This window comes from Pilibacter termitis (assembly GCF_900167335.1).
GTDB lineage: Bacteria > Bacillota > Bacilli > Lactobacillales > Streptococcaceae > Pilibacter > Pilibacter termitis.
On the sequence record NZ_FUXI01000031.1, the window covers coordinates 1 to 23,179 of the forward strand.

General features: G+C 37.8%; 18 protein-coding genes and 2 pseudogenes. 17 read left to right on the forward strand and 3 right to left on the reverse strand.

Features of this window, described 5'->3' with window-relative positions:
* Both B5D30_RS11065 and B5D30_RS11070 read right to left on the reverse strand, forming a co-directional pair.
* Positions 1 to 234 (reverse strand): annotated as a pseudogene (locus tag B5D30_RS11065) (hypothetical protein); the annotation flags it as partial.
* 58 nt (positions 235 to 292) lie between these two features.
* Positions 293 to 1,027 (reverse strand): DUF2461 domain-containing protein, encoded by a 735-nt coding sequence (locus B5D30_RS11070; protein ID WP_200806733.1) that lies wholly within the window; start codon positions 1,025 to 1,027, stop codon positions 293 to 295.
* A gap of 963 nt (positions 1,028 to 1,990) precedes the next feature.
* Here B5D30_RS11070 and pth point away from each other — a divergent pair.
* The 8 genes and pseudogenes from pth (at position 1,991) to B5D30_RS11115 (ending at position 14,634) form a co-directional block, all read left to right on the forward strand.
* Positions 1,991 to 2,563 (forward strand): aminoacyl-tRNA hydrolase, encoded by a 573-nt coding sequence (pth, locus tag B5D30_RS11075; protein WP_078808136.1) that lies wholly within the window; start codon positions 1,991 to 1,993, stop codon positions 2,561 to 2,563.
* Between the two features lie 64 nt (positions 2,564 to 2,627).
* On the forward strand, positions 2,628 to 6,143 hold the full coding sequence (gene mfd / locus B5D30_RS11080) for a transcription-repair coupling factor (RefSeq protein ID WP_078808137.1): 3,516 nt from the start codon (positions 2,628 to 2,630) through the stop codon (positions 6,141 to 6,143).
* Between the two features lie 16 nt (positions 6,144 to 6,159).
* A complete protein-coding gene (locus B5D30_RS11085; RefSeq protein WP_078808138.1) occupies positions 6,160 to 7,728 on the forward strand; it encodes a putative polysaccharide biosynthesis protein in 1,569 nt (522 codons plus the stop codon).
* 176 nt (positions 7,729 to 7,904) lie between these two features.
* Positions 7,905 to 8,735, forward strand: a complete 831-nt coding sequence (gene licT / locus B5D30_RS11090) for a BglG family transcription antiterminator LicT (RefSeq protein WP_078808159.1) — start codon at positions 7,905 to 7,907, stop codon at positions 8,733 to 8,735.
* 233 nt (positions 8,736 to 8,968) lie between these two features.
* Entirely contained in the window at positions 8,969 to 10,879 is a 1,911-nt protein-coding gene (locus B5D30_RS11095; protein ID WP_078808139.1) for a beta-glucoside-specific PTS transporter subunit IIABC, read from the forward strand.
* Between the two features lie 514 nt (positions 10,880 to 11,393).
* Positions 11,394 to 12,587 carry an amidase domain-containing protein gene (locus B5D30_RS11100; protein WP_078808140.1) on the forward strand — a complete coding sequence of 398 codons (1,194 nt, stop codon included), beginning with the start codon at positions 11,394 to 11,396 and terminating at the stop codon, positions 12,585 to 12,587.
* A 556-nt stretch (positions 12,588 to 13,143) separates the two neighbouring features.
* Positions 13,144 to 13,919 (forward strand): annotated as a pseudogene (locus B5D30_RS11110) (IS5 family transposase).
* 292 nt (positions 13,920 to 14,211) lie between these two features.
* Positions 14,212 to 14,634: a hypothetical protein gene (locus B5D30_RS11115; protein WP_144399582.1), complete on the forward strand. Its 423-nt coding sequence runs from the start codon at positions 14,212 to 14,214 to the stop codon at positions 14,632 to 14,634.
* Positions 14,635 to 14,741: 107 nt separating this feature from the next.
* Here the strand turns inward: B5D30_RS11115 and B5D30_RS11120 are convergent, their stop codons facing one another.
* Positions 14,742 to 16,667, reverse strand: coding sequence for a fructose-1,6-bisphosphatase (locus tag B5D30_RS11120; RefSeq protein ID WP_078808143.1), 1,926 nt, complete (start codon positions 16,665 to 16,667; stop codon positions 14,742 to 14,744).
* Between the two features lie 226 nt (positions 16,668 to 16,893).
* On the opposite strand from B5D30_RS11120, the gene B5D30_RS11125 reads away from it, so the two are divergent.
* From B5D30_RS11125 to B5D30_RS11165, 9 genes are all read left to right on the forward strand, one after another.
* Positions 16,894 to 17,760, forward strand: coding sequence for a CvfB family protein (locus B5D30_RS11125; RefSeq protein WP_078808144.1), 867 nt, complete (start codon positions 16,894 to 16,896; stop codon positions 17,758 to 17,760).
* A gap of 10 nt (positions 17,761 to 17,770) precedes the next feature.
* Entirely contained in the window at positions 17,771 to 18,214 is a 444-nt protein-coding gene (locus B5D30_RS11130; RefSeq protein WP_078808145.1) for a Fur family transcriptional regulator, read from the forward strand.
* A gap of 327 nt (positions 18,215 to 18,541) precedes the next feature.
* Positions 18,542 to 19,321: a segregation/condensation protein A gene (locus B5D30_RS11135; RefSeq protein WP_078808146.1), complete on the forward strand. Its 780-nt coding sequence runs from the start codon at positions 18,542 to 18,544 to the stop codon at positions 19,319 to 19,321.
* The gene (gene scpB / locus B5D30_RS11140) at positions 19,318 to 19,947 is read left to right on the forward strand and encodes an SMC-Scp complex subunit ScpB (protein ID WP_078808147.1); all 630 of its coding nucleotides are present in this window, start codon (positions 19,318 to 19,320) and stop codon (positions 19,945 to 19,947) included. The genes B5D30_RS11135 and scpB overlap by 4 nt, the downstream gene beginning before the upstream one ends.
* 27 nt (positions 19,948 to 19,974) lie before the next feature.
* Positions 19,975 to 20,694, forward strand: coding sequence for a pseudouridine synthase (locus tag B5D30_RS11145; RefSeq protein WP_078808148.1), 720 nt, complete (start codon positions 19,975 to 19,977; stop codon positions 20,692 to 20,694).
* A gap of 21 nt (positions 20,695 to 20,715) precedes the next feature.
* Positions 20,716 to 20,958, forward strand: a complete 243-nt coding sequence (locus B5D30_RS11150; RefSeq protein WP_078808149.1) for a DUF1146 family protein — start codon at positions 20,716 to 20,718, stop codon at positions 20,956 to 20,958.
* Between the two features lie 201 nt (positions 20,959 to 21,159).
* Complete coding sequence (gene murA / locus B5D30_RS11155) at positions 21,160 to 22,458, forward strand: UDP-N-acetylglucosamine 1-carboxyvinyltransferase (RefSeq protein WP_078808160.1); 1,299 nt, start codon at positions 21,160 to 21,162, stop codon at positions 22,456 to 22,458.
* A 78-nt stretch (positions 22,459 to 22,536) separates the two neighbouring features.
* The gene (locus B5D30_RS14365) at positions 22,537 to 22,743 is read left to right on the forward strand and encodes a DNA-directed RNA polymerase subunit beta (protein WP_078808161.1); all 207 of its coding nucleotides are present in this window, start codon (positions 22,537 to 22,539) and stop codon (positions 22,741 to 22,743) included.
* Between the two features lie 167 nt (positions 22,744 to 22,910).
* Complete coding sequence (locus B5D30_RS11165; RefSeq protein WP_078808150.1) at positions 22,911 to 23,171, forward strand: hypothetical protein; 261 nt, start codon at positions 22,911 to 22,913, stop codon at positions 23,169 to 23,171.
* Positions 23,172 to 23,179 lie beyond the last annotated feature (8 nt).

Genomic DNA, 23,179 nt, shown 5'->3' on the forward strand with positions numbered 1-23,179 from the left:
TTCTGGAACCTGAATCACTCGCTTATTTGCGATAGTTCCATGTTTATAGTAATCTGCTGAGCTCTGAAATAGAACCCCACAACTCTCGCAATGCGTAGGAACTTTCGCATATAGCCCATCAATTCTGTTGAATTTTCTATTTTTCTTATCTACCCCTCTAGAAAACCAACGGTCCTTTTCAAATATCAAACTTTCATCTTGAAATCCTAGTAATTCTCTTGTACACTTATCCATGAAGACATCTCCTTTACTGTTGGGTTAGGCACTTACATTGTAAACGAGATGTCTTTTTTTATGCAAAAAAATCGCATGGAATTTTTGTTATTCCACACGATTTAGTATAGAGCCTATTTAAATAATCATTAAACGGTTTCATATATTCAAACATTTCAATAGATAATTTTATAAACTTATCTGCGTCAAGAAATACTTTGTCTTGAACATAGTATTCAATGTCCCATGATTTATGTTTTAAATATTCCGCAAATTTATGTTCTTTATCATAACCTTTGGGAACATTTTTCAATTTTTCGCCTACAATTTCAAAATTTTCAGCAAATGTTTTTTGTCCAATTATTTTCTCAAATTCTTTTTCATTTTTTACAATAAAGTCCCGCACCAGTTTTGTTGCTTCTGGAAATTGAGGAACAAATAAACCACCACCCAAAAATATTTTTCCGGGTTTTATATTTAAATAATATCCAGCAGGTATTGGATTCCTTCCTGCAATTGAAATATGCGCCCTGAATGAAGGATTATATGGAGATTTATCATTACTAAACCGTGTATCACGGTTTAATCTCCATATCAAATCTTTGGGGATTAAATTTTTAACTGAATTATCAAATGAACTGATGCCGTTTATCAATTCCTGAATTAAGATTTCATATTCAGCCTTTGCATTTTCATAAACCTTTTTATTAGCTTTCATCCAATCCAAAGAATTATTTGCCTCCAAATCCTTCAAAAAAGTGAAAATTACCTTTGTGTCCATATCCTTTCCTCCATTAGTTTTTGGTTTATTCATATTATTCCTCCATAAAATGTCTATATCACATATTTTTTATTTTGTCAACTAGCGGCGAAGCCGCTTGGCATAATTTTTTGAAAAATTTTAGGGTTGTATTTCGCATAACTTATATATACATTTTCTGTCCCCTCTCGGGGTTTAAGGGTTCTGAACATGATGAAACAATTGATAATCACAAACAAGACGATGTTTCCGTCCCCTCACGGGGATTAAGGATTCTGAACATGCCGTAAACGATTATATCATTCAAGGGTATAAGTTTCCATCCCTTCACGGGGTTTAAGGGTTCTGAACGGAAACATGAAAGCAAGTTTCATTCATAACAATTGGTTTCCGTCCCCTCTCGGGGATTAAGTGTTCTGAACTAATGGTACAAGAATAGATAAACAATCTAAGAAGTTTCCGTCCCCTCCCGGGGTTTAAGGGTTTTGAACACAATTATCAAAAAGCGTACGAAATGTTTGGCAAGGTTTCCGTCCCCTCTCGGGGATTAAGTGTTCTGAACGTTAATAACAATTCTTCCAGAGAAAATCGTGAAATGTTTCCGTCCCCTCTCGGGGTTTAAGGGTTCTGAACCCACATTTTGTGGGGGTGGAAAATGACACACAATATATTGTGTCCACCGCTGAACCTGTTTTTATTTTACCACAAAAAACGAGAGAAGTAACTTAAAACTTCTCTAAAAATCACACTTCTCCCAAATTGCAATTTTCTTCGTCGATTTGCTCGAAAACAAGAAAAACAGTTAATTTTGTCATAAACGGAGTTTTTTTAGAATTTCCATAAAAAAGATAGTTACATTACTCATAGCGAGAAATAATGCTACCCCAAGCAAGTTAAAATCAATAAAAAAACAAATATTGTGGTATAATATGCGTATCTATATAGAAACAAACACACGAGTAGTTTGCCTGCTCGCATTTTTTGCGTTTGAACAGGCATGGAGGAAATAGAAGAAAGATGACAAAAATGATTGTGGGCTTGGGAAATCCGGGCAGTAAGTATGAAAAAACCCGTCATAATATTGGATTTATGGCGATTGATGAATTGGCAAGGCGAAAAAATGTAACATTCAAAGAGGAAAGAAATTTTCAAGCACTTGTGGGTGATTATTTTGAAAACGGGGAAAAAATATATCTCGTAAAGCCTACGACTTTTATGAATTTATCAGGAAAAGCGGTGGCTCCGCTTGTGACTTATTTTAATGTTCCATTTGAGAATTTAATCATTCTTCATGATGATCTGGATTCTCCAGCAGGGCGGATTCGTCTGCGTGCAAAAGGGGGAAGTGGCGGTCAAAATGGTCTGAAAAGTATCATTGACCACTTGAACACAAAAGAGTTTCAGCGGATAAAAATAGGGATAGGTCGACCGGAAAAAAATACAAGTGTTGTTAATCACGTACTAGGGAAAATTGCAGAAAATGAGCGAGTTGAAATGGAAATTGCCCTACAAAAAGCAGTAGATGCCGTAGAATATTTTGTCGCAGGAGCTGACTTTTTAGACACGATGAATCAATACAACAAGCAATAAAACTAGGGAAAAACTATTAAGTATGAAGAAAAAGCATCAAAAAATGATTATACAAGGAGAAGATATGAACTTATTAGAAATTATCAAAAAAAATGAAGTGGTTGAAAGCTGGCAACAACAGCTTTTTTCAGCTCGTAAACAGTTGATTACGGGTTTGAGTGGTTCTGGGAAAAATCTTGTTATGGCAGCCTCTCTTGATGAATGGCGAAGAAAAGTGGTGATTATTACACCGAGCGTGTTTCAGGCAACGCAAATTACAGAAGATTTGACGAGTATTTGGGGAGAGGAGAAAGTGTATGCGTATCCTGTCAATGAAGTGTTAGCAGCAGAACTTGCGATTTCTTCTCCAGAGGCTACGAGTGAGCGAATTGCAGCACTTGATTTTTTGGCGGACAAGGAGGCAAACGGTTTTTTTGTTGCACCGATTGCTGCAATGAGAAAATTTTTGCCGAATCCAACACTTTGGCAGGCAAGTCATCTTTCTTGGGCGGTTGGTAGCGAGGTTGATTTTGAGCAATTGCCCGAGCAACTGGTGAGAATGGGGTATCGCAGAGAGGAGAAAGTTGCAACTTTTGGTGAATTTTCTATCCGTGGTAGTATTGTGGATATTTTTCCATTGACGTTTGACAATCCTGTGCGTATCGAGCTTTTTGATGTGGAAATTGACTCTATTCGTTCGTTTGATGCGGATACTCAGCGTTCGCTTGGCAATGTGGAAAGTTTAGTGATTCCACCTGCAACGGAGTATGTGTTTTCACAAGAAAATCTACTTCGTGGTGCTGAAATGTTAGAGGAGGCATTGTCGAAAAAAGTTGGCAAGGACGATAAAGAGCTAACGCATTATTTTGATAAACTATTAACTAGCTGGCGAGGTGGGCAAGCGAGCGAATTTTCGGCACAATATACGGATTTTTTATATCAAGAAAAATTTACATTGTTTGATTATATTGGCTTGGACGATTTGATATTTATAGATGATTATGCTCGTATTTTGGAAATGAATCGCCAGATTTTGCTAGACGAGGGAACTTGGCAAACGATGAAATTGGAAGAAGGCAAAGTAGTTTCTTCACAAGTTTTCGGAGCGGATTTTCCAGTTTTGCTGAAAAATGCGAAACAATCACAAACCTATTTCTCACTTTTTCAAAAAGGAATGGGGAATTTGCGTTTTTCTGCAGTGCATAATTTTACGCAACACACAATGCAACAATTTTTCGGACAAATGCCACTTTTAAAATCTGAGATAGAACGCTGGCAACAACAGCAACAAACAGTCGTTGTGCTAGTCGAAAACGAGGAGCGACAAAAGAAAACAGAAGAGCTTTTCCAAGATTGGAACATCTCTGTTTCGATTTGTCAGCCTGATGAAATAAAAGAAGGTGGAACACAAATTGTTATTACCTCTTTACAGGCAGGGTTTGAGTTTCAAAGTGCAAGAGTGGTTGTTTTAACGGAGCGGGAAATTTTCAATAAAAACAAAAAACGAAAAGCTCGCAGACACAACATCTCAAATGCGGAACGCTTGAAAAGCTATAATGAGCTGAAAGTAGGCGATTATGTCGTCCATGCCAATCATGGTGTAGGGCAATATATCGGTATGGAAACAATCGAAATTGGCGGGGTGCATCAAGATTACATCTCGATTTTGTACCAAAATGACGATAAACTCTTTATTCCTGTCACTCAGCTGAATTTGATTGCCAAATATACAGGAAGTGACGGAAAAACGCCAACGCTCAATAAAATGAGCGACACTCGTTGGGCGAAAACAAAAGCAAAAGTTAGCAAGCAAGTGGAAGATATTGCAGATGACTTGATTGCTCTTTACGCTGAACGTGAGAGCCGTAAGGGTTTTGCGTTCTCCCCAGACACTGAGTACCAAATGGAGTTTGAAAATTCCTTTGTCTATACGGAAACCGAAGACCAGTTGAGAAGTACCGAAGAAATCAAGCGTGACATGGAGCGTGAACAACCAATGGATCGCTTGCTAGTTGGTGACGTTGGTTTTGGGAAAACAGAAGTTGCCTTGCGTGCAGCGTTTAAAGCAATTCAAGACGGCAAGCAAGTGGCTTTACTTGTACCGACAACGATTCTCGCCCAACAGCACTATGAAACAATGACCGAACGTTTTGAAGGATTCCCTGTCAACATTGGTTTGCTTTCTCGTTTCCGTACGAAAAAAGAACAGAATGAAACGCTCAAACAATTGCGTACCAATCAAATTGATATTATCGTTGGCACACATAGGTTGTTGAGTAAGGATATTGAGTTCTCTGATTTAGGGCTTTTGATTATTGATGAGGAACAACGCTTTGGTGTGAAACATAAAGAACGATTGAAACAGTTGAAAACACAAGTGGACGTGTTGACTTTGACGGCAACGCCGATTCCTAGAACACTTCATATGTCAATGATGGGTGTGCGTGATTTGTCGGTGATTGAAACCCCTCCAGCCAATCGCTTCCCTGTTCAAACGTATGTTATGGAGCAAAATCTTGGTGCCGTTCGTGATGCTGTTTTGCGAGAAATGGCTCGTGGCGGACAAGTTTTCTACCTATATAATCGTGTAGAGTCGATTGAGCAAAAAGTTTCAGAGCTTGAAAGTATCATTCCAGAGGCGACGATTGGCTACGCTCACGGACAAATGAGCGAGGTGCAACTGGAGAATGTCCTATACGACTTTATCGAAGGTGCATATGATGTTTTGGTAACGACAACGATTATTGAAACAGGAGTAGATATTCCAAATGTGAATACAATGTTTGTGGAAAATGCTGATTTTATGGGCTTGTCGACTCTTTACCAACTACGTGGACGTGTTGGGCGGAGTAACCGAGTGGCGTACACGTATTTCATGTATAAGGCAGAAAAAGTGTTGAATGAAGTCAGCGAAAAACGTCTGCAAGCTATGCGTGATTTTACGGAGTTAGGAAGTGGCTTTAAAATTGCCATGCGAGATATGTCCATTCGTGGTGCGGGGAATCTCTTAGGAGCTCAGCAACATGGATTTATTGATGCGGTCGGGTTTGAAATGTACTCTCAAATGCTTGAAGAGGCGGTGAAAAAACGCCAAGGAACTCAAGAGAGCGTAGAGAAAACAACGGTCGAAATTGATTTAGGTGTTGATGCTTATTTGCCAAAAGACTACGTGGCAGATGAGCGACAAAAAATTGAGTTGTATAAACGTATTCGTGAGCTTGAAGATATTGACGAGTGGCGAGAATTGCAAGAGGATTTGATTGATAGATTTGGCGATTATCCACGTGAAGTAGATAACTTGCTCTTTATCGGCAGAATGAAAATGGACGGTGAACTTGCACTCGTTGAAAAAATGCAGAAGAAGAAACTTAGACTTGGTGCAGAAGTGCTTGTTACCATGAGTAAAAAAGCAAAAGAAATTTATACAGGCGAACAATTTTTCGAGGCACTCAGTAAAACGAAACTACGTGCAACACTTGGTGAAGTGAAAGAAAAAATAACATTTACACTTGAAATACCACGAGATATGGAAGAGGACGTCTGGGTGAAAGAAGTCATGCAATTTGTTGAAGGATTGCGTGAAGTGAAACGCAAAGCGTAAGGAATGGTGGTGAGAAATGCAAAAAACAAGTAAAGCAGAAAATATTTTACGTGGTGCGAGCGTTTTGACTTTGACGAGTTTGATTGCAAAAATTCTCGCCGCTCTCTACCGTGTTCCCTATCAAAATTTGGTGGGGGACGCTGGGTTTTACGTCTATCAGCAAGTCTATCCGATTTATGGGATTGCCATGATGCTCGCTCTTGGTGGTTTGCCAATGTTTCTATCCAAAATAACGGTTGAGGCAAAAGATGACGACGAGCTTTCTCTCATGCTAGGGAAATGTTTCATGATTCTTAGCGTGATAAGTGTTGCGTTATTTCTTCTTCTGTTTTTTGGTAGCAATTTTATCGCAAAAAGCATGGGGCAAATACGTCTTGCTCCTGTTGTGAAAATGTCAGCAATGAGTTTTCTTCTCACCCCGTTTCTTTCGATTTTTCGTGGAGGGTTTCAAGGGAAACTTTTCATGACGCCAACCGGTGTTTCGCAAGTTTTAGAACAACTTTTGCGAGTGGCAGTCATTTGGTTTGCAGCGTTTGGTTTTGCGACACTTGATTTTTCAATTTACCAAACAGGAACGTTGGCGATGAGTGGCTCGATTATTGGCGGACTTGTAGGGTGCGTAGTGCTTTTCCTTTATTTTAGAAAAAGTGAATTGTTGCCCATTCAGTTTTCAAAGGAAATCTGGCGGAAAAAGACACCTCATCATTTGTTTAGGCGAATGATTTTTGAAGGGGGTGTGATGAGTGTCTACTCTGGTTTTCTGGTGATATTGCAGTTAGTAGATAGTTTCACAATAAAAAAAGGACTTCAAAATTTCGGTATGAGTGAAAGTGATGCAGAGATAACGAAAGGTATTTTTGACAGAGGGCAACCTTTAGTACAACTAGGTTTGATTGTTGCTTTAGGATTGACCTCGAGTTTTCTACCTGCATTGACCAAAAATTTCCTTGAAAAACAAGAAAAGTCTTTTCAAGAAAATGCTCGCTTACTGTTAAAACTTTCATTCACGCTAGGTGGAGCGGCAACGGTTGGCTTGATTGCACTCTTGCCTTTTATCAATAAAACGTTGTTTCAAGATGAAAAACTAAACGGCACACTTAGTGTTTTTCTCCTTGCGATTGTCCTAATGGTAATGATACAGGCTTTGCAAAGTTTAGCACAAAGTAAAGGAAACTACCGTTTTCCACTTGTGATTTTTCTTGTAGGATTTGTAGTGAAAATGATGTTGACTGCACCAATGACGGAGCATTTTGGCACTTTTGGTGCAAGTTTTTCAACCATTTTTACGCTTTTGCTTGTTTTCCTCTGCTTTTATTTTTACGAGCGAGCGTATTGGTTACCTGTCTCTTTCTACGTGAAAACAATGATTTCACTTGTGATAATGGCGGGCGTATTATATGTGTATCGTTTATTTTTTCAAGAAATCACTTCACGCATGGCAACATTTGCCCTCTCGCTAATTGGTGTGATTCTTGGAGGGGGAATTTTTGTTGCGGCGATCTTTTTTATGAGTGTATTTGATGAAAAAGAACAACAAAAAATTCCGCTAATTGCTCAATTTTTGAACAAAAAAAACAAAAAATAATACAAATGACTTGACACCGCTTTCTTGTTAAGGTAAAATAACGACATTGAGATACAAAAAGGATAGTTATTGTTTCGGACAAGCTAAACCTAATGAACGCACTTGTTTTGGTGTGCTTATTAGGTTTTTTGTTTGACTTAATATAGAAAAGGAATGCTCACTTGGAGGGGTACGAAGTGAAGATAAAAAAGATACTGAATAACAACGTTGTCATTTCAGACAATGACCGCATTGTTATGGGGAGAGGAATAGGCTTTCAAAAGAATGCGGGAGCGTCTATTGACGAAGAAAAGATTGAGAAAACTTATCGCTTAACAAATGATAAAAATTCTGAACGAATTTTAGAATTGGTGAGCGAAATGCCATTTGAAATCTTAAAACTCGCTGATGAATTTATGGACTATGCACGTGAAACATTAGGAAAAAAGTTGCAACCAAACAGCTATATTTCACTAACAGACCATTTATACACAGCGATTGAACGCAATCAAAAAGGGATTAATATTCCAAACTTCTTACTCTGGGACATCAAGCGATTTTTCCCGAAAGAATATGAAGTCGGGTTACACGGGATACAAATGACGAAAGAAACGTTAAACGTTACCTTGTCAGAAGACGAGGCAGGGTTTCTCGCTTTGCATTTGGTCAACGGAGAAATCGAAGAAAACATTGATGTAACTGAGATGACCAAGCTCATTCAAGAGATTTTAAATGTCGTGAAATACTCGACAGGAATGAGTTTTGATGAGCAATCTATTTATTTTGAGCGATTTATCACACATCTTAGATTTTTCGTTCAGCGTGTGCTAAAAGGGCAAATTTACACGCAAAGTACAGAAGATGACGAACTTTACCAAGTCATCAAGCGAAAATATATGCAAGCCTACCATTGTGTAGACAAAATTGCAGACTTCCTAAACGGAAAATACCAATACGCAATCTCAATAGATGAAAAAATCTATTTAACGATTCATATTGCACGTATTATGGAAGTCAATGAAAACTAATTTACGGTAATAAGATTTTGCTAGAAAGCAAATCTATTTATAAGGGAACTGCTAAAAACTAGCGATTTAGAATAAGTGCGTGTTTTTAGAGCAACCCGCAAGAAAATAGTAGGAGGACATTGGCAAAACCTGTGGAAAGGCAAGTGTTTGAAAGGACACACTAGGATCGTGACATTCAGTTGGCGAAACCTTCAAATTATATTGCTAAAACAAGAATTTGGAGGATTATAGAAATGGGTAAATATGAAACTTTAGCAAAGAAAATTGTTGAAAACGTTGGTGGAAAAGAAAACATCAATAGCTTAACGCATTGTATCACACGTTTGCGTTTCAAATTGAAAGATGAAAGCAAAGCAAATGATGATGTGTTGAAAAACATGGACGGTGTTGTAACTGTTATGAAAGCTGGCGGACAATATCAAGTCGTGATTGGCAATCACGTGCCAAATGTCTACGCAGATGTTTTGGAAGTAGCAGGAATTTCAAGTTCTGATTCAACGGATGAACCTGAAGAAAAACAAAAACCGTTTGATGCCTTTATTGGCATTGTATCGGGATGTTTCCAACCGTTCTTAGGTCCACTTTGTGCGGCTGGTATGGTCAAAGGGATTAATGCATTATTACTATTCTTCCATTTAGTCGAATCTAAATCTGGTACGTATATCACACTGAATGCAATTGGCGATGCAGTATTTTATTTCTTACCATTTTTCATTGCAGTCGCAGCATCACGCAAATTTAAACTCCCTGAATTTACTGGACTCGCTCTAGCAGGAGCATTACTTTATCCAGCAATTCAAAAAGCAGCAATTGCTGTTGAGGGAGCAAAACCATTAGGGAAACTTCTAGGAGTTGACTATTTTACAACGTTTGCAGGAATTCCATTGATCGTTAACGACTATGCTTCATCAGCAGTTCCGATCATCTTCGTCATCTGGTTAGCATCAAAAATTAACAAATGGGCAAAAAAAGTGATTCCAGAACTTATTGCGACTTTCTTTGTTCCAATGGTTACGTTGTTGATTACTATGCCGATTGCTTTCCTAGCTGTTGGACCAATCATCAGTATCTTGACAGAACTTTTAAACAAAGGGTTTACATCGATTTATGATTTCTCTGCTATCTTGTTTGGTCTATTGCTTGGTGCTTTATGGCAAGTATTGGTTATGTTCGGTCTTCACTGGGCATTGATTCCAATGGCAATCATTCAATTCGGTCAACAAGGTTACTCAAATATCTTAGCAACAATTGGTTGTGTAAGTTTTGCACAAACTGCCGTTGTTATTGCGTTATATACAAAAATTTACAAAAAAGGTGACCGTGAACTTTTAGCACCATCAATCATTTCAGGGATTTGTGGTGTAACTGAGCCAGCGATTTATGGGATTACTTTACCACGTGTGAAACCATTTGTTATCTCATGTATTGGTGGTGCAATTGGTGGAGCTTACGGTGGTTTTGTAAACTTAACTTCATATTCAATGGGTGGCTTAGGTATCTTTTCTATCCCAAATTATATTGCAACTGGTGCAGACAGCAGACCTGATGGAAGTTTAGAGTCTGTAATCAACTTTGGTTTGTCTGTTTTAATTGCAATGGGAGTAAGTTTTGTTTTAACAATCTTGCTTTGCCCTAAAGAGTATGATGTAGCCACAGAAGAAGTTGCAGAAAAAAAATCTGTATTAAATAAAGAAACATTATCCTCTCCTTTGCAAGGAATTGTTGCTCCACTTTCTAGCGGAAAAGACGAGGCATTCTCATCTGGTGCGTTAGGTAAAGGTGCGTTAATCTATCCAAAAGAAGGAAAAGTAGTTGCTCCATTTGACGGAACGGTTATGACGGTATTCCCGACAAAACACGCAATTGGCTTGATTTCAGAAAACGGAACAGAAGTTCTTATTCATATTGGTTTAGATACTGTTCAGCTTGAAGGGAAATATTTCACAACTTTTGTCAACCAAGGCGACAAAGTGAAAAAAGGTCAGCTTTTAGTTGAATTTGATAAAGACGGAATTGAAAAAGCAGGATATAGTACAGAAACTCCAGTTATTATTACAAATTCTGCAGATTTTCGTGAAATCGTTGAGCCAGACATGAAAAAAGATGTTGCTCACGGTGAAAATGTGTTGACTGCTTTGGTTTAACGACATCTCTAAGAACCTGTTTACGCTCTTTCTTTCGAGTATATTTTGATCTAACTTCGTACGTTTCGAGGGAAAAACGTACAAAGTTAGGCAAAATAGACCGGAAATGGGGATTGTAAACAGGTTCTAAACATATAAGGAAAGTATAAGATATGGGTACCTCTAAAAACTCCGTTTAAGACTAAATTAGCTAGTTTTTCTTGTTTTCGAGGAAATCGACGAAAGCTATGTGGTGACAAAAAAAGTGGAGAGGAGCGATTTGAAGTCTGTAACAGCGAACCATGTCGTTGAAGCAAAGCTTCAGGTGGTATTGCGAATAGCGACCAAACTTTTGCTCCTCGTAGCTAGACCTGGTTGAGGAGATTGACGAAGAAAACTGGAAAACTAGCAATTTAGGATAAGTGCGAGTTTTTAGAGCTGCCATATGTATTAAGCTCAAGGAGAATTGGGATTATAATTTGTATGTGATGAATCGACAAATAAGGTATTAAAAAGTTATAAGGAGAATTTTATTATGAAGTCAATTATCGCGAAAACGATTACTTCTATACTGGTAGTTGTAAGTATTGTTGCATTAACCGTACCCTCGGCAGTTTTAACTGTTCAATCAGAGGAAGTGAATAAATGTAAGTATGGTACAAAACTAAAGATGGACGAAAGTGAGGAGGAAATTTCGAAAGTTGTTGAGAATGTCTATTTTCCAAATGAAACTTTGCCAGAGATTGAAAAAGAAGTAACTGAATTAAAAGTATCAGAAGATGAGTTATCGGAGAACGAACTTGATATTACAACAAAAAATACAAAGACATTAGGCGAGAGTAAAAAACTACTTGAACAATATTTTTTTAAAGAAGAGAAAGGGATTCAAATAGGAACAGTAGAGTTTGTTCAATATGCTCAAAAACAGATATTGAATGAAGAAGATAAAGCTCTTTTGAAAGAGAAAGAGTATAGTAATATTTATATTTATCTAACTGCATATCTTTCTAAAATGGAAGAATATTTTATTGTGAATGGTACTCTTGATGATTTTAATATGAACATTTTTGACAAGACAACAACTCTTGAAGTAATACAATCAAATAATCTAGAAAATATTATTGTAGATGAAAAGACAAATGAAGAGTATAAAAAATCAAAAATTAAACAAAGTCGAAAGTATTTAAATTATAATGCAGCATTATCTTATGCTAAAGCATACGCTTATAAGAGAAATTCACTTTATCAAGATTTCTCCGGTGTTTTTGCTGGAGGAAACTGTACGAATTATGTTTCTCAAATATTACATCATTCCGGATTAGATTTTGGGGCAAGAGGAGTATTAGAATATAAGAAACCTTCAACGACAGAATGGTATCATGTCCGACAACAGAGTTACTATCAAGGGAAACCAAATGGTTATTATTATACAATGACCACATCTTTTATTCGCGTATCAGATTTGTATTCCTTTTTAACAGGAAAAATGAAACGTCCAAACAAAACATTTTCTAAAAGTGATTGGAAATCTGCCTTAAAGTATGCTAATAAAGGAGATGTGATACAATATAAAGATAAATCTTCTGGTTGGCATCATTCTTCTTGGATTCGTTCTGTAAGTAGTTCAGAAATGTATGTGGCACAAAACACATTGGATGATGATAATAAGAAGTTAAGTGAACAAATAGGAAAAATGTCAGATATTCGCATTATAAAAATGGATATGTAATGATGAAAAAAGGAAATATTTTATATGATAAGCTTTACATGAAATGCTCAATACGGAAGAAAATAAGCATGCGTTTCTTTCTTATTCTCTTCATTTTGTTTTTCTCATACTCAACCCTTACTCCAACAGGAGCAATAAGGTTATATGCTGCAATAAATACTTTACGCCCTATATTGTGTTATACGACAAAAATAAAAAAAGATGAACAAGTAGAAAATCAGTATATAATGCATATTCCACTTTATGATAAAGCTGTAAGAGATTCTTATGATACTTGGATGGTTCAACGATGTTTTTCTATTTTTTATGTCGGTTATTACCCTTGGCCATAATATCAAACGTAAATTTAAAAGTTGGAAGGAAAAAACAGGACTATGCCCAAAGGAATAAGACCACTCCTTTTGGTATAGGGGACCTCTAAAAACTTCGTTTAATACCGATTAGGAACAATTTTCCCATTTTTGATATTTGATAATGTCACACGTGTAGTAAAGTCCTTAAAACCTGTTCTCAATCTCAAGAATATGTTATAATCAATTCAAAAAGGATATTTTGAATGAACTACCCCAGTGATATTTCTCGATTAGATTTTGAAAAATCCGTCCGCTACTTGAACAAGCCCGTAAGCGAACCAATCCGAGAAAACAGGTTCGTTATGATCTGTTCAATGCCGTCCTTTGCTTACAAGCAACAGGCTATCAGTGGCGTGCCTTGCCCAAGGATTTTCCAAAGTGGAATGCGGTCTATCGTCATTTTCAAACGTGGTCTGAGGTGCGTGAAAATGGTGAAAGCGTCTTAGAAACTTGTTTAAAAAAAATTGTCCGCTCCTTAAGAAAAGCTCAAGGGAGGGAGAACGAGACGGCTTTCTTGATTGTGGCACAAAGCGTCAAAAATACTGAAACAGCAAAAGGGAAAGGGTGTGAGGCAGGGAAAAAGATTTCAGGCATCAAACGGCATATTGCCGTTGATAGTCAAGGCCTCCCTCATAACACTCACGTGACTACTGCTAGCATTTCAGATAAGGCAGGAGCTTTAGAAATGTTTGAGCAATCTCCTCACACTTTTCCGAAGTTACAAAACGTGATGTTTGATACTGGATATATGGGCAAATCATTTCAAGAAAAAATGCAAGCCCTTTTGGGTTGTCTAATAGAAATTGTCAAACGAACAGAGTTTCACACATTTAAAGTCCTACCAATTCGTTGGATTGTGGAATGAAGCTTTGCTTGGTTGGGGAAGTTCAGACGGTTAGTCCAAAATGTAGAACGCTATTTGAATACATCAAAGAAAATGGTGGTATTAGCGTTTTTGAGCTTACTTATAAAAAGATGAGATTGCGAACAGGTTCTAAAAGGATGTTAGACATATGGGTACCTCTAAAACCTCATGCTTACCCAACGTCGCTAGTTTTGGTTTAATCGGAGTTTTTTAGAGGTACCTTTAATGGAAAAAGATCAGGGCACTGTGTTCCAGTTGAGGGATATCTTTCTGCAAGGAATGCAACAAAGACTCAAATTTATTTACTAGTTGCTGACGATTGGGAAAAAGGCTGGAAATACATTGCTTACGATACCACTAAATTTTTAGATACAACTTCAACAATTTGGAATGGAATTTTTACATCATGAAAAGAAAAATAAATTATCTAATCATTGTTTTATTTTGTCTGTTAACGGTAGGGTGTTTGATGTTTTTTTTAAATAAGAAAAGAGATATAAATGCTACAAAAAAAATTGAAACGGACACCATTGCTGATTGGAGACCTTTTTCGGGTGTTGCCACGGTTAAGGAGATTACTTCTTCTTTTATTTTGATACAGGCAGATGAAGATTTTTGGGATGAAAAAGTGAAGCAAGGAGATACAATTTCTCTTGACTTGGGTCCAGAAACTGATACTTCCAAGCGTTCAATGGTAAAAGAGCAAAATATCAAAGTAGGAGATACTGTAAAAATTATTTACACTACATCTTTCGAACAGTCAGAGGAAAATCATTATATTTTGAAACAATGGCAAGTTAGTTTGCTAGAGAAAGAATTACAAGAATGATTTATCTTTACTTACTTATCATTCTTCCTGTTTATTTTGTATTTGTTAAGGGTACCTCTAAAAACACCGCATGAAATGACGTTTCGTGCGGTGTTTTTGTGAAGTTTTTACTCCTCTGCAATCTCCAAATATCCCAAAAGCTCAAGTAAATCATCAATTTGTTCTTGGATTTCCTTGCCAATCGTTGTATCTTTTATCAAACGTCTTTTGAACTTCCCGTCAATCATATTTTTTACAGTTGTCGGGTCTTTTCTCTGCTCGAAAATTTCCTCAATGCTCTTGAACGGCTGATGTGTCACGATTTGGAAACCGTAGGAATTGTTTAATAGCGAATATCCTGCGATTCCTGTTGTTTTTTGATAGGCACGACTCATGCCGCCGTCAATGATAAAAAGTTTTCCGTTTGCCCGAGTAGGTGTTTCGCCTTTTCGCACTTTTACAGGTGTATGACCATTGATAATGCGAGCGTTTTGGTCAAATAGACCAAATTCTTCAAGAATTTTTTTGCACGTTTCTTCCTCATCTCGCAAACTGAAATAAGGATTTTCCATTTCCTTATGTGTCAATTTGTCAGGGATAAAGTATCGCTCAAATGTAGTCATTTTCTTCCTGCCAAAAAGTGGAGATTTTTCACCACACCAGCAATACCAAATCAAATCAGTCGCAAAATCATCATGAATGTCAATATTTCTCGCACTTTGACGGATATAATGCTCAAACGCATCAAGTAATGCTTTTCCCTCATAAGAGTGTCCCTCAAGCGTAAAAGAGGCAAAATCCCCATTTTCCAACAGAGGAATACAACCGTGAAACAGCAATTGTCCATTATACACTTGATACATCGCACCTTTTTCTAGCAAAAAGTGAACGTGACGTTTTAAGGGTTCTGAATTTTGAAAACTTGTTGTCAAACTGTCTAGCACGTATTTCTCCTCAGCAGAAAGTGCGTAAATGTCTTGCGGGTCAATGGTTGCTCGAGGAAAACTCTCAATAGAATAACTTTCATCTTCTAACGTAATAGTTTGCCTGTCAAAATCAATTTTTTCCAGTAAAAGTCTATCGTCCATTTGAAATTCTTTTCTTCGCTGAATGATTTGTCCCTCCAGTTTGAATTGGATAATTGCAAGAGCTTGATGTACTTTTTCAAGCAATTCATCATTTTCGATTTCTTGAGCGTTTTTCTCCGTTGCTTTCGGGGTGAAACGAGGATTTGTTTTGTAATTTTTTTCGGCGAAAAGGTACAACGGTCTAAGATTAATGCCATATGCCTCCTCCAAATCCAGAAGATATTTATAGCGAGCTGCGATACGCAAAAGTGTAATCATAGAGCAACTCGACCCCACTCTTGCCCCAAGCCAGAGAATATCGTGATTCCCCCACTGAAAATCAACCGAGTGAAATTTTTCCAAGCGATTCATAATTTTGTGAGCGCCACTCCCGCGATCGTACACATCTCCTACAATATGCAGGTGGTCAATGACCAACCGTTGAATAGAAAGACTAAGAGCGACAATGAAAATCTCACCTTGTTGCAATGTGATGACCCGCTCCAAAATTTGCTCATAATAGTTTTCTTTTTCTTCTGCCGCCCCTTCCATATAGAGCAATTCTTCGATAATATAGGCAAATTCTTTTGGCAAACTTTTTCTTACCTTAGAACGAGTGTATTTGCTTGCACAAAATTTCAAGAGACAAATCAAGTCTAAAATGGTCTCCTTTTGCCACGTATTCGTTTTTTTCTCCGTCATTTCTTGTAAAAATAGCTCTGGATAGGCAACGAGTAGGGTAAACTCATTGACTTTTTCAAAATCCCAAACGCTTGCAAAAGTTGCCACGATTTTTTCTTTTAAATTTCCAGCACCTGTTCGCAAAATGTAATCAAATGCACCGTCAGCACCGTGAATGTCGCTTAAAAATAACTCGGTTGCTTTCGGTAAATTCAAAATCGCCTCCAAATTAATCAACTCAGCATAGACTTCTTCTTTTGAACCATATTTTTCAAATAACAATTTATAATAATTTTCTCGTTTCATTTTTCTCCTCCAGAATTGTAAACGGATACGCATTTATAAAAATAATAGTATCATAAAGCGGAAATTAAACAAGATGAAAAGTGTATTTTTTTATAGACTTAATCAAAATGAAAACTTCAAAGAACATATGTGCTATTTTCTGCTATAATAGAGTAGAGTGTAGCCAAGAGTTGCTGCTTGGTTCGGATACTGATTAGAATCAGTGAATGATAGACTGGAGAATAAAATGAATCAACAACTAGGAACAGTGTTTACAGGTATTATTACAGACGAAAACGAACAGTTTTTTATCGTGCAAAAAGCAGGCAAAAATTATCGTCTAAATAAGTCAGAGGGTGAATTTGCTCTTGGCGAGGGTGTCGAGGGTTTTGCGTACGCTGATAGTAAGGGGAAATTGCGTTTTACAACGAGTTTGCCCAAAAGTCGTGTAGGGCATTATGCGTTCGGTGTGGTAACAGGTGTCCGCCGAGATTTAGGTGTGTTTGTGGACATTGGTTTGCCTGATAAGGAAATTGTCGTAAGTTTGGATAATTTGCCAGAAATGAAAGAACTTTGGCCAAAGGAAAACGACCGATTGAATATCGCACTTAGTGTAGATAGTAAGGATAGAATTTGGGGCGAATTGGCACCAGAGAGTAATTTTCGTGCGGTGGCAAAAAAAGCGACAGAAAAAATGCAAAATCAAGATGTTGTTGCGACAGTTTTCCGCTTGAAAATCGTTGGCACTTACGTTTTAACGGAGGATTATTATTTAGGCTTTATTCATCCAAGCGAACGATTTCGTGAACCTCGTTTAGGGGAAGTTGTCAACGCTCGTGTTGTAGGTGTTCGTCCTGACGGCGTATTGAATTTGTCACTCAAACCACGTTCGCACGAGGTGATTGGTGATGATGCGATGATGATTTTGACCTTTTTAGAACGCTCAAATGACGGAAGTATTCCTTATACAGACAAAACAAGTCCGGAAGTCATCAAGTCTGTCTTTGGCATTTCTAAAGCTCAATTCAAGCGAGCATTAGGAAACTTGATGAAACAAGGAAAAATTCGACAACAAGACGGCTTTACTTATTTGATAAAAGAAGAAAAAGATTGAGGAAACAGATATGGTAGATTTCAGCACTTTGAAAGCTATTCAAGAAAAATTACACGAGGCTGGTTTTAAACTTACGACTCAAAGACAAGCGGTAGTGTCGGTTATTTTGGAAAAAGAAAAAGACCATTTGTCCGCAGAGGAAATTTTTCTTTATGTGAGAAAAAAAGATTCAGGGATTGGATTGGCAACTGTTTATCGCACGTTAGAGATTTTGACGGATTTGCATATTGTGGATAGAGTCAGTTTTACAGATGACGGTGTGGCACTTTACGATCTTAGAAAAGCTGGAGCGAAACACTTTCATCATCACCTCGTCTGCGAAAATTGCGGTAGCGTGGAGGAAATCGAGGAAGATTTGTTATTAGATGTAGAAAAATTAGTGGAAAAAGAGTTTCAGTTTTTGGTGAGAGATCACCGTCTAACGTTTCAAGGCTTGTGCAAAAATTGTCATTGAGTGACAAAGGCTGTTCTTTTTCAACACTAAAAAATATGCTACAATGAGGTGCGGAACACAACCGTTTTGGCACATTGAAAAATAGGAAAATTTATGGTTCTGTCCGAAGGACAGGTTCTCAATTTTATCTTTTTTCACTGTGCCAGGTTGTGTGTAGCCCGTTTAATAAGGTGCGGAACACAACCGTTCTGGCACATTGAAAAATAGGAAAATTTATGGTTCTGTCCGCAGGACAGGTTCTCAATTTTATCTTTTTTCACTGTGCCAGGTTGTGTGTAGCCCGTTCAATCGCATGAATCAACAGAAACCAAGAAAGTGAGAAGAAAAATGCAACCAATTCAGCTAAAATTAGACGTTTTTGAAGGACCAATGGATTTGTTGCTTCACTTGATTCAAAAACTTGAGGTGGATATTTATAACATTCCGATTGCTGAGGTGACAAAGCAATATATGGATACCATTCATGCAATGGCGACACTGGAACTTGAAGTGGCAGGCGAGTATTTGGTCATGGCTTCAACGCTTATGGCGATAAAAAGTACCATGCTTTTGCCAACGGAAACCTATGAGGGTGAATTTGACGGCGAAATAGAACTTGACGGTATCGACCCTCGTGAGGCATTGGTGGAACAGCTTTTGGAATACCGGAAATACAAATTTGCAGCACAACTTTTGCAAGAGAAAAAAGAAGAACGTGAGAGTTTCTTCACAAAACCGCCGATGAATGTTGAGGAATTTAAAGAGGAAGATACCCTTGCTGAATTGCAATACAATACGATTGATTTATTCCTTGCGTTTCATCAGATGTTGGAAAAACGAAAAAAACGCACGCCAAAGGAAACGTTGATTGAAACGGATAGTGTATCTATCGAAGAAAGAATGGACGAGATTGTAACAGCTATTCATCAACGTTTGCTTTCTGGGAAAAAGTCTGGATTTAAATTTGAGGACTTTTTCGAGGAAGATGCGAGCAAAGGTGAAATTGTGACCACGTTTATGGCAATTTTAGAATTAATGAAGAAAAAGCAAATTCGCATTGAACAAGAACATAATTATGCACCGATTTTATTATTTGGACAATTAGGAACGGAGTATGAAAACGAGTGAACATCAAATTGAAAATTGAAGCCCTGCTTTTTGTAACAGGGGATGAAGGGGTAGAATTAAAGGAAATGGCACGTCTTTTGTCTGTAAGCGAAAAGACGGTTTTAAAAGAAATCAAGTTGCTTGAGCAGAGTTATCGTGAGAATAAAGAAACTTCTTTGCAGATTTTAGAGGTGGGCGAACGTTTCATGTTGACGACAAAAGAGGAGTTTGCGGACTTTCTAAAGGAATATGCAGCAAGTCCAATTGCCAACACACTTTCTCAAGCAGCTCTTGAGGTGCTTTCGATTATTGCTTACAAACAGCCGATTTCACGTATGCAAGTGGACGAACTTCGTGGGGTAGGTTCGAGTGGTTCCATTCAAAAACTTGTGCATTTTCGTTTGATTGAGGAAGTCGGTAGAATGGAAACACCGGGACGACCGATTTTGTACGGTACAACGGATGTATTTATGGATATGTTTGGACTTCGTACAATGGAAGATTTGCCAGATATTGCACAAATGGAACAAGAAATGAACACGGCATTGCCTGTTGATCTATTCTTTGACCGCTATGCAGACAAGGAAATTTTATTTGATGATGAAGTAGGCGAAGAAAAAGAAGAAAAGAATGAAGAAGATAGATAAACTATTTTTTAGATAATGGAGAACAAAATGGAACGATTACAAAAAATCATTGCTCAAGCAGGAATTGCCTCACGTAGAAAAGCTGAGGTATTGATCACTGAAGGGCGTGTGAGTGTCAATGGAGAAGTGGTACGTGAGTTAGGTGTGAAAGTGTCAAATCACGACAGCGTTGAAGTTGACGGTGTGCCAATTTACAAAGAGGAACCTGTGTATTTTCTCTTTTTCAAGCCGAAAGGTGTGATTACCGCAAATAGCGACGACAAGGGTCGCAAAGTGGTGCTGGATTATTTTTCACACGTCAAAGCACGTATTTTCCCAGTGGGGAGGTTGGACTGGGATACTACGGGGGCATTGATTTTGACGAATGACGGTGATTTTGCAAACAAAATGACCCACCCGAAACATGAAATTGAAAAGGAATATGTGGCGAAAGTCAAAGGAATTGCGACAAAAGAAAACTTAAAACCACTTGTTTACGGCGTGAAAATTGACGGCAGGAAAACGGCAAAGGCACGTTATGAAATTATCAGTGTAGACATGGCAAAAGGCACGAGTATAGTGTCGCTTACGATTCACGAAGGACGCAATCATCAAGTGAAGAAAATGTTTGAGGCAGTGGGACTTCCCGTTCAAAAATTAAAACGTGAACGCATTGGGAATTTAACACTTAAAGGACTAAGGCACGGCGAGTACCGTACATTGTCGAAAAAAGAAATTTCTCAATTATTGAGTGGAAAAGTAGAATAGGCAAGCGTTGAGGAGAAATTCATGGTAAATACTTATTACGGATTAGATGCACTAGGGCGGATTATTACGCACTTTATTTTTATCTATCTCGCGTTTTGGAGTTTGCAAAGTATGAAATTAGAAAATTTATTTAAGCCGAATATCCAATTTAACGGACAAATTCGTTTTGTTTATTTTTTCCTTGCCATTATGCTAGGCTACACGGCAAGTTCTTTTTTTCAGGAACTTCTTTTGTTAACAAAAAATTTACTTTTAGGACTGTAACCAAAATTTAATAGCCGTATTCAATTTTTTCTGGTATAATTGGCGGTGGTTTTATGAAAACGAAGTTTTATGAATATAGGTTACCTCTAAAAACTCTGGTTAAGCCAAAATTAGATAGTTTTTCTTGTTTTCGAGGTACCCTAGATATAAATATGTGATGTGTAGATGAAAAATTTGCATCACAAGCTTGGAGTGAACAACGTGGAAGAAATTCTTGTATATGGTGGCAATAATCGCCTAGTTGGCGAAGTTGAAATCGAAGGGGCAAAAAATGCTGTTTTACCAATCCTAGCGGCAACTTTGCTTGCAGAGGAGGGAAGTGTTACCTTGCACAATGTCCCAATTTTATCTGATACTTTTACGATGAACGAAGTGATTCGTCATTTAAATGTAGATTTAACATTCGATGAAGAAAATAGAACGGTTACAACGGTTGCTACTTCTCCATTAGAAATTGAGGCACCGTACGAATACGTGAGCCAAATGCGTGCGAGTATTGTTGTAATGGGGCCACTTCTTGCGAGAAATGGTCATGCTCGAGTTTCTATGCCGGGAGGATGTACGATTGGGAAACGTCCGATTGATTTACATTTGAAAGGTTTTGAGGCTCTTGGAGCGGAAATTCGCCAAGAAAATGGTTATATAGAGGCGATTGCAGAAGAATTGCACGGAGCGAAAGTTTACCTTGATTTTCCAAGTGTAGGTGCAACGCAAAATATCATGATGGCAGCCACACGTGCAAAAGGAGTCACCATTATGGAAAACGTCGCACGTGAACCTGAAATTGTCGATTTGGCAAATGTTCTCAACAAAATGGGGGCAAAAATTCACGGTGCAGGAACGGAAACCATTCGTATTGAAGGTGTTGAGAAACTGCATGGTACACGTCATTCTGTCGTGCAAGATAGAATTGAGGCAGGCACATTTATGGTAGCAGCTGCAATGACACAAGGAAATGTCTTGATAAAAGATGGGATTGTGGAGCATAATCGTCCGCTCATTTCTAAATTGCAAGAAATGGGGGCAATGATTATGGAAGAGGACGAGGGGATTCGTGTGATTGGTTCAGAATTTATTCGTCCTACCAATGTAAAAACAATGCCACACCCCGGTTTTCCAACAGATATGCAGGCACAAATGACGGCTATTCAAGCCCTTGCACAAGGAAATTCTATCATGACAGAAACGGTCTTTGAAAATCGTTTCCAACATCTTGAAGAAATGCGTAGAATGAATTTAGACGTGTCGATAGACGGCAACGTCGCAGTGATTCAAGGTGGCAGACAATTGCAAGGAGCACAAGTGATTGCAACTGATCTACGTGCTGCTGCGGCACTTGTTCTTTCTGGGTTAGTTTCAGAAGGGATTACACGAGTGAGCAATTTACAATTTTTGGATAGGGGATATTACAAATTTCACGAAAAACTTCAAAAACTTGGAGCAAATGTGGAGCGTGTGGAAATTCAAGAGGGAGTAAAAATTCCTTCGCAAGTCGGGTAAAGTTAGGATGAGGGATTTACAATGGAGCAAAGAGTAACAAGAGCACAACGCTCTCAAAAACATACGAAACACCCAAAAATGAATAGACCAAAGTCAAATGACGGGGAAAAGAAACGCAAGAAAAGCTATATCGCCTCCAACCTTGCAAAAGTATTGCTCGTGTTGATTTTAATGGCAGTATTTTTCGTTGTAGGTACTATGATTGGCTACGGTGTGCTTGGCGGCGGCAATTCATTTGACGTATTCAAATCAACGACTTGGGAACATTTGTTTTCATTCTTTTAAAAAAGCAATCGGCGAGAATTTCTTCGCCGATTTTTTTTAGTTTTCTCTACATGAAATCGTTTCCTTTTGGTATAATAGAAGTAAGAAGACGAGAAGAATGAAAGTATTATGCTTATAGGAAAAAATTAGAATAAGTTTGAGAGTAATTAGAGAATGAGGTGAGAGAAATGCTTGATTATTATGTATTAGAAGATGCCAAACGAAAAGGTCTGCTTGTTCGACAAGATACGAGAAATTTAGAGGAAATGTTTTACAATGTTTCCACATCGCAATGGGAGGATTGTGATTTTCTCTTAGAATATATGGACATGGAAAACGAAAATTTTGGGCAGTACACTCAAATTAGCGACAAGGAAGCAGTTGTCTATCTAAATCGTTTAATGTTCATGAAATTCTATGATGACGGTTTTGCTTATCCAGATCTTTGATTTGGTTT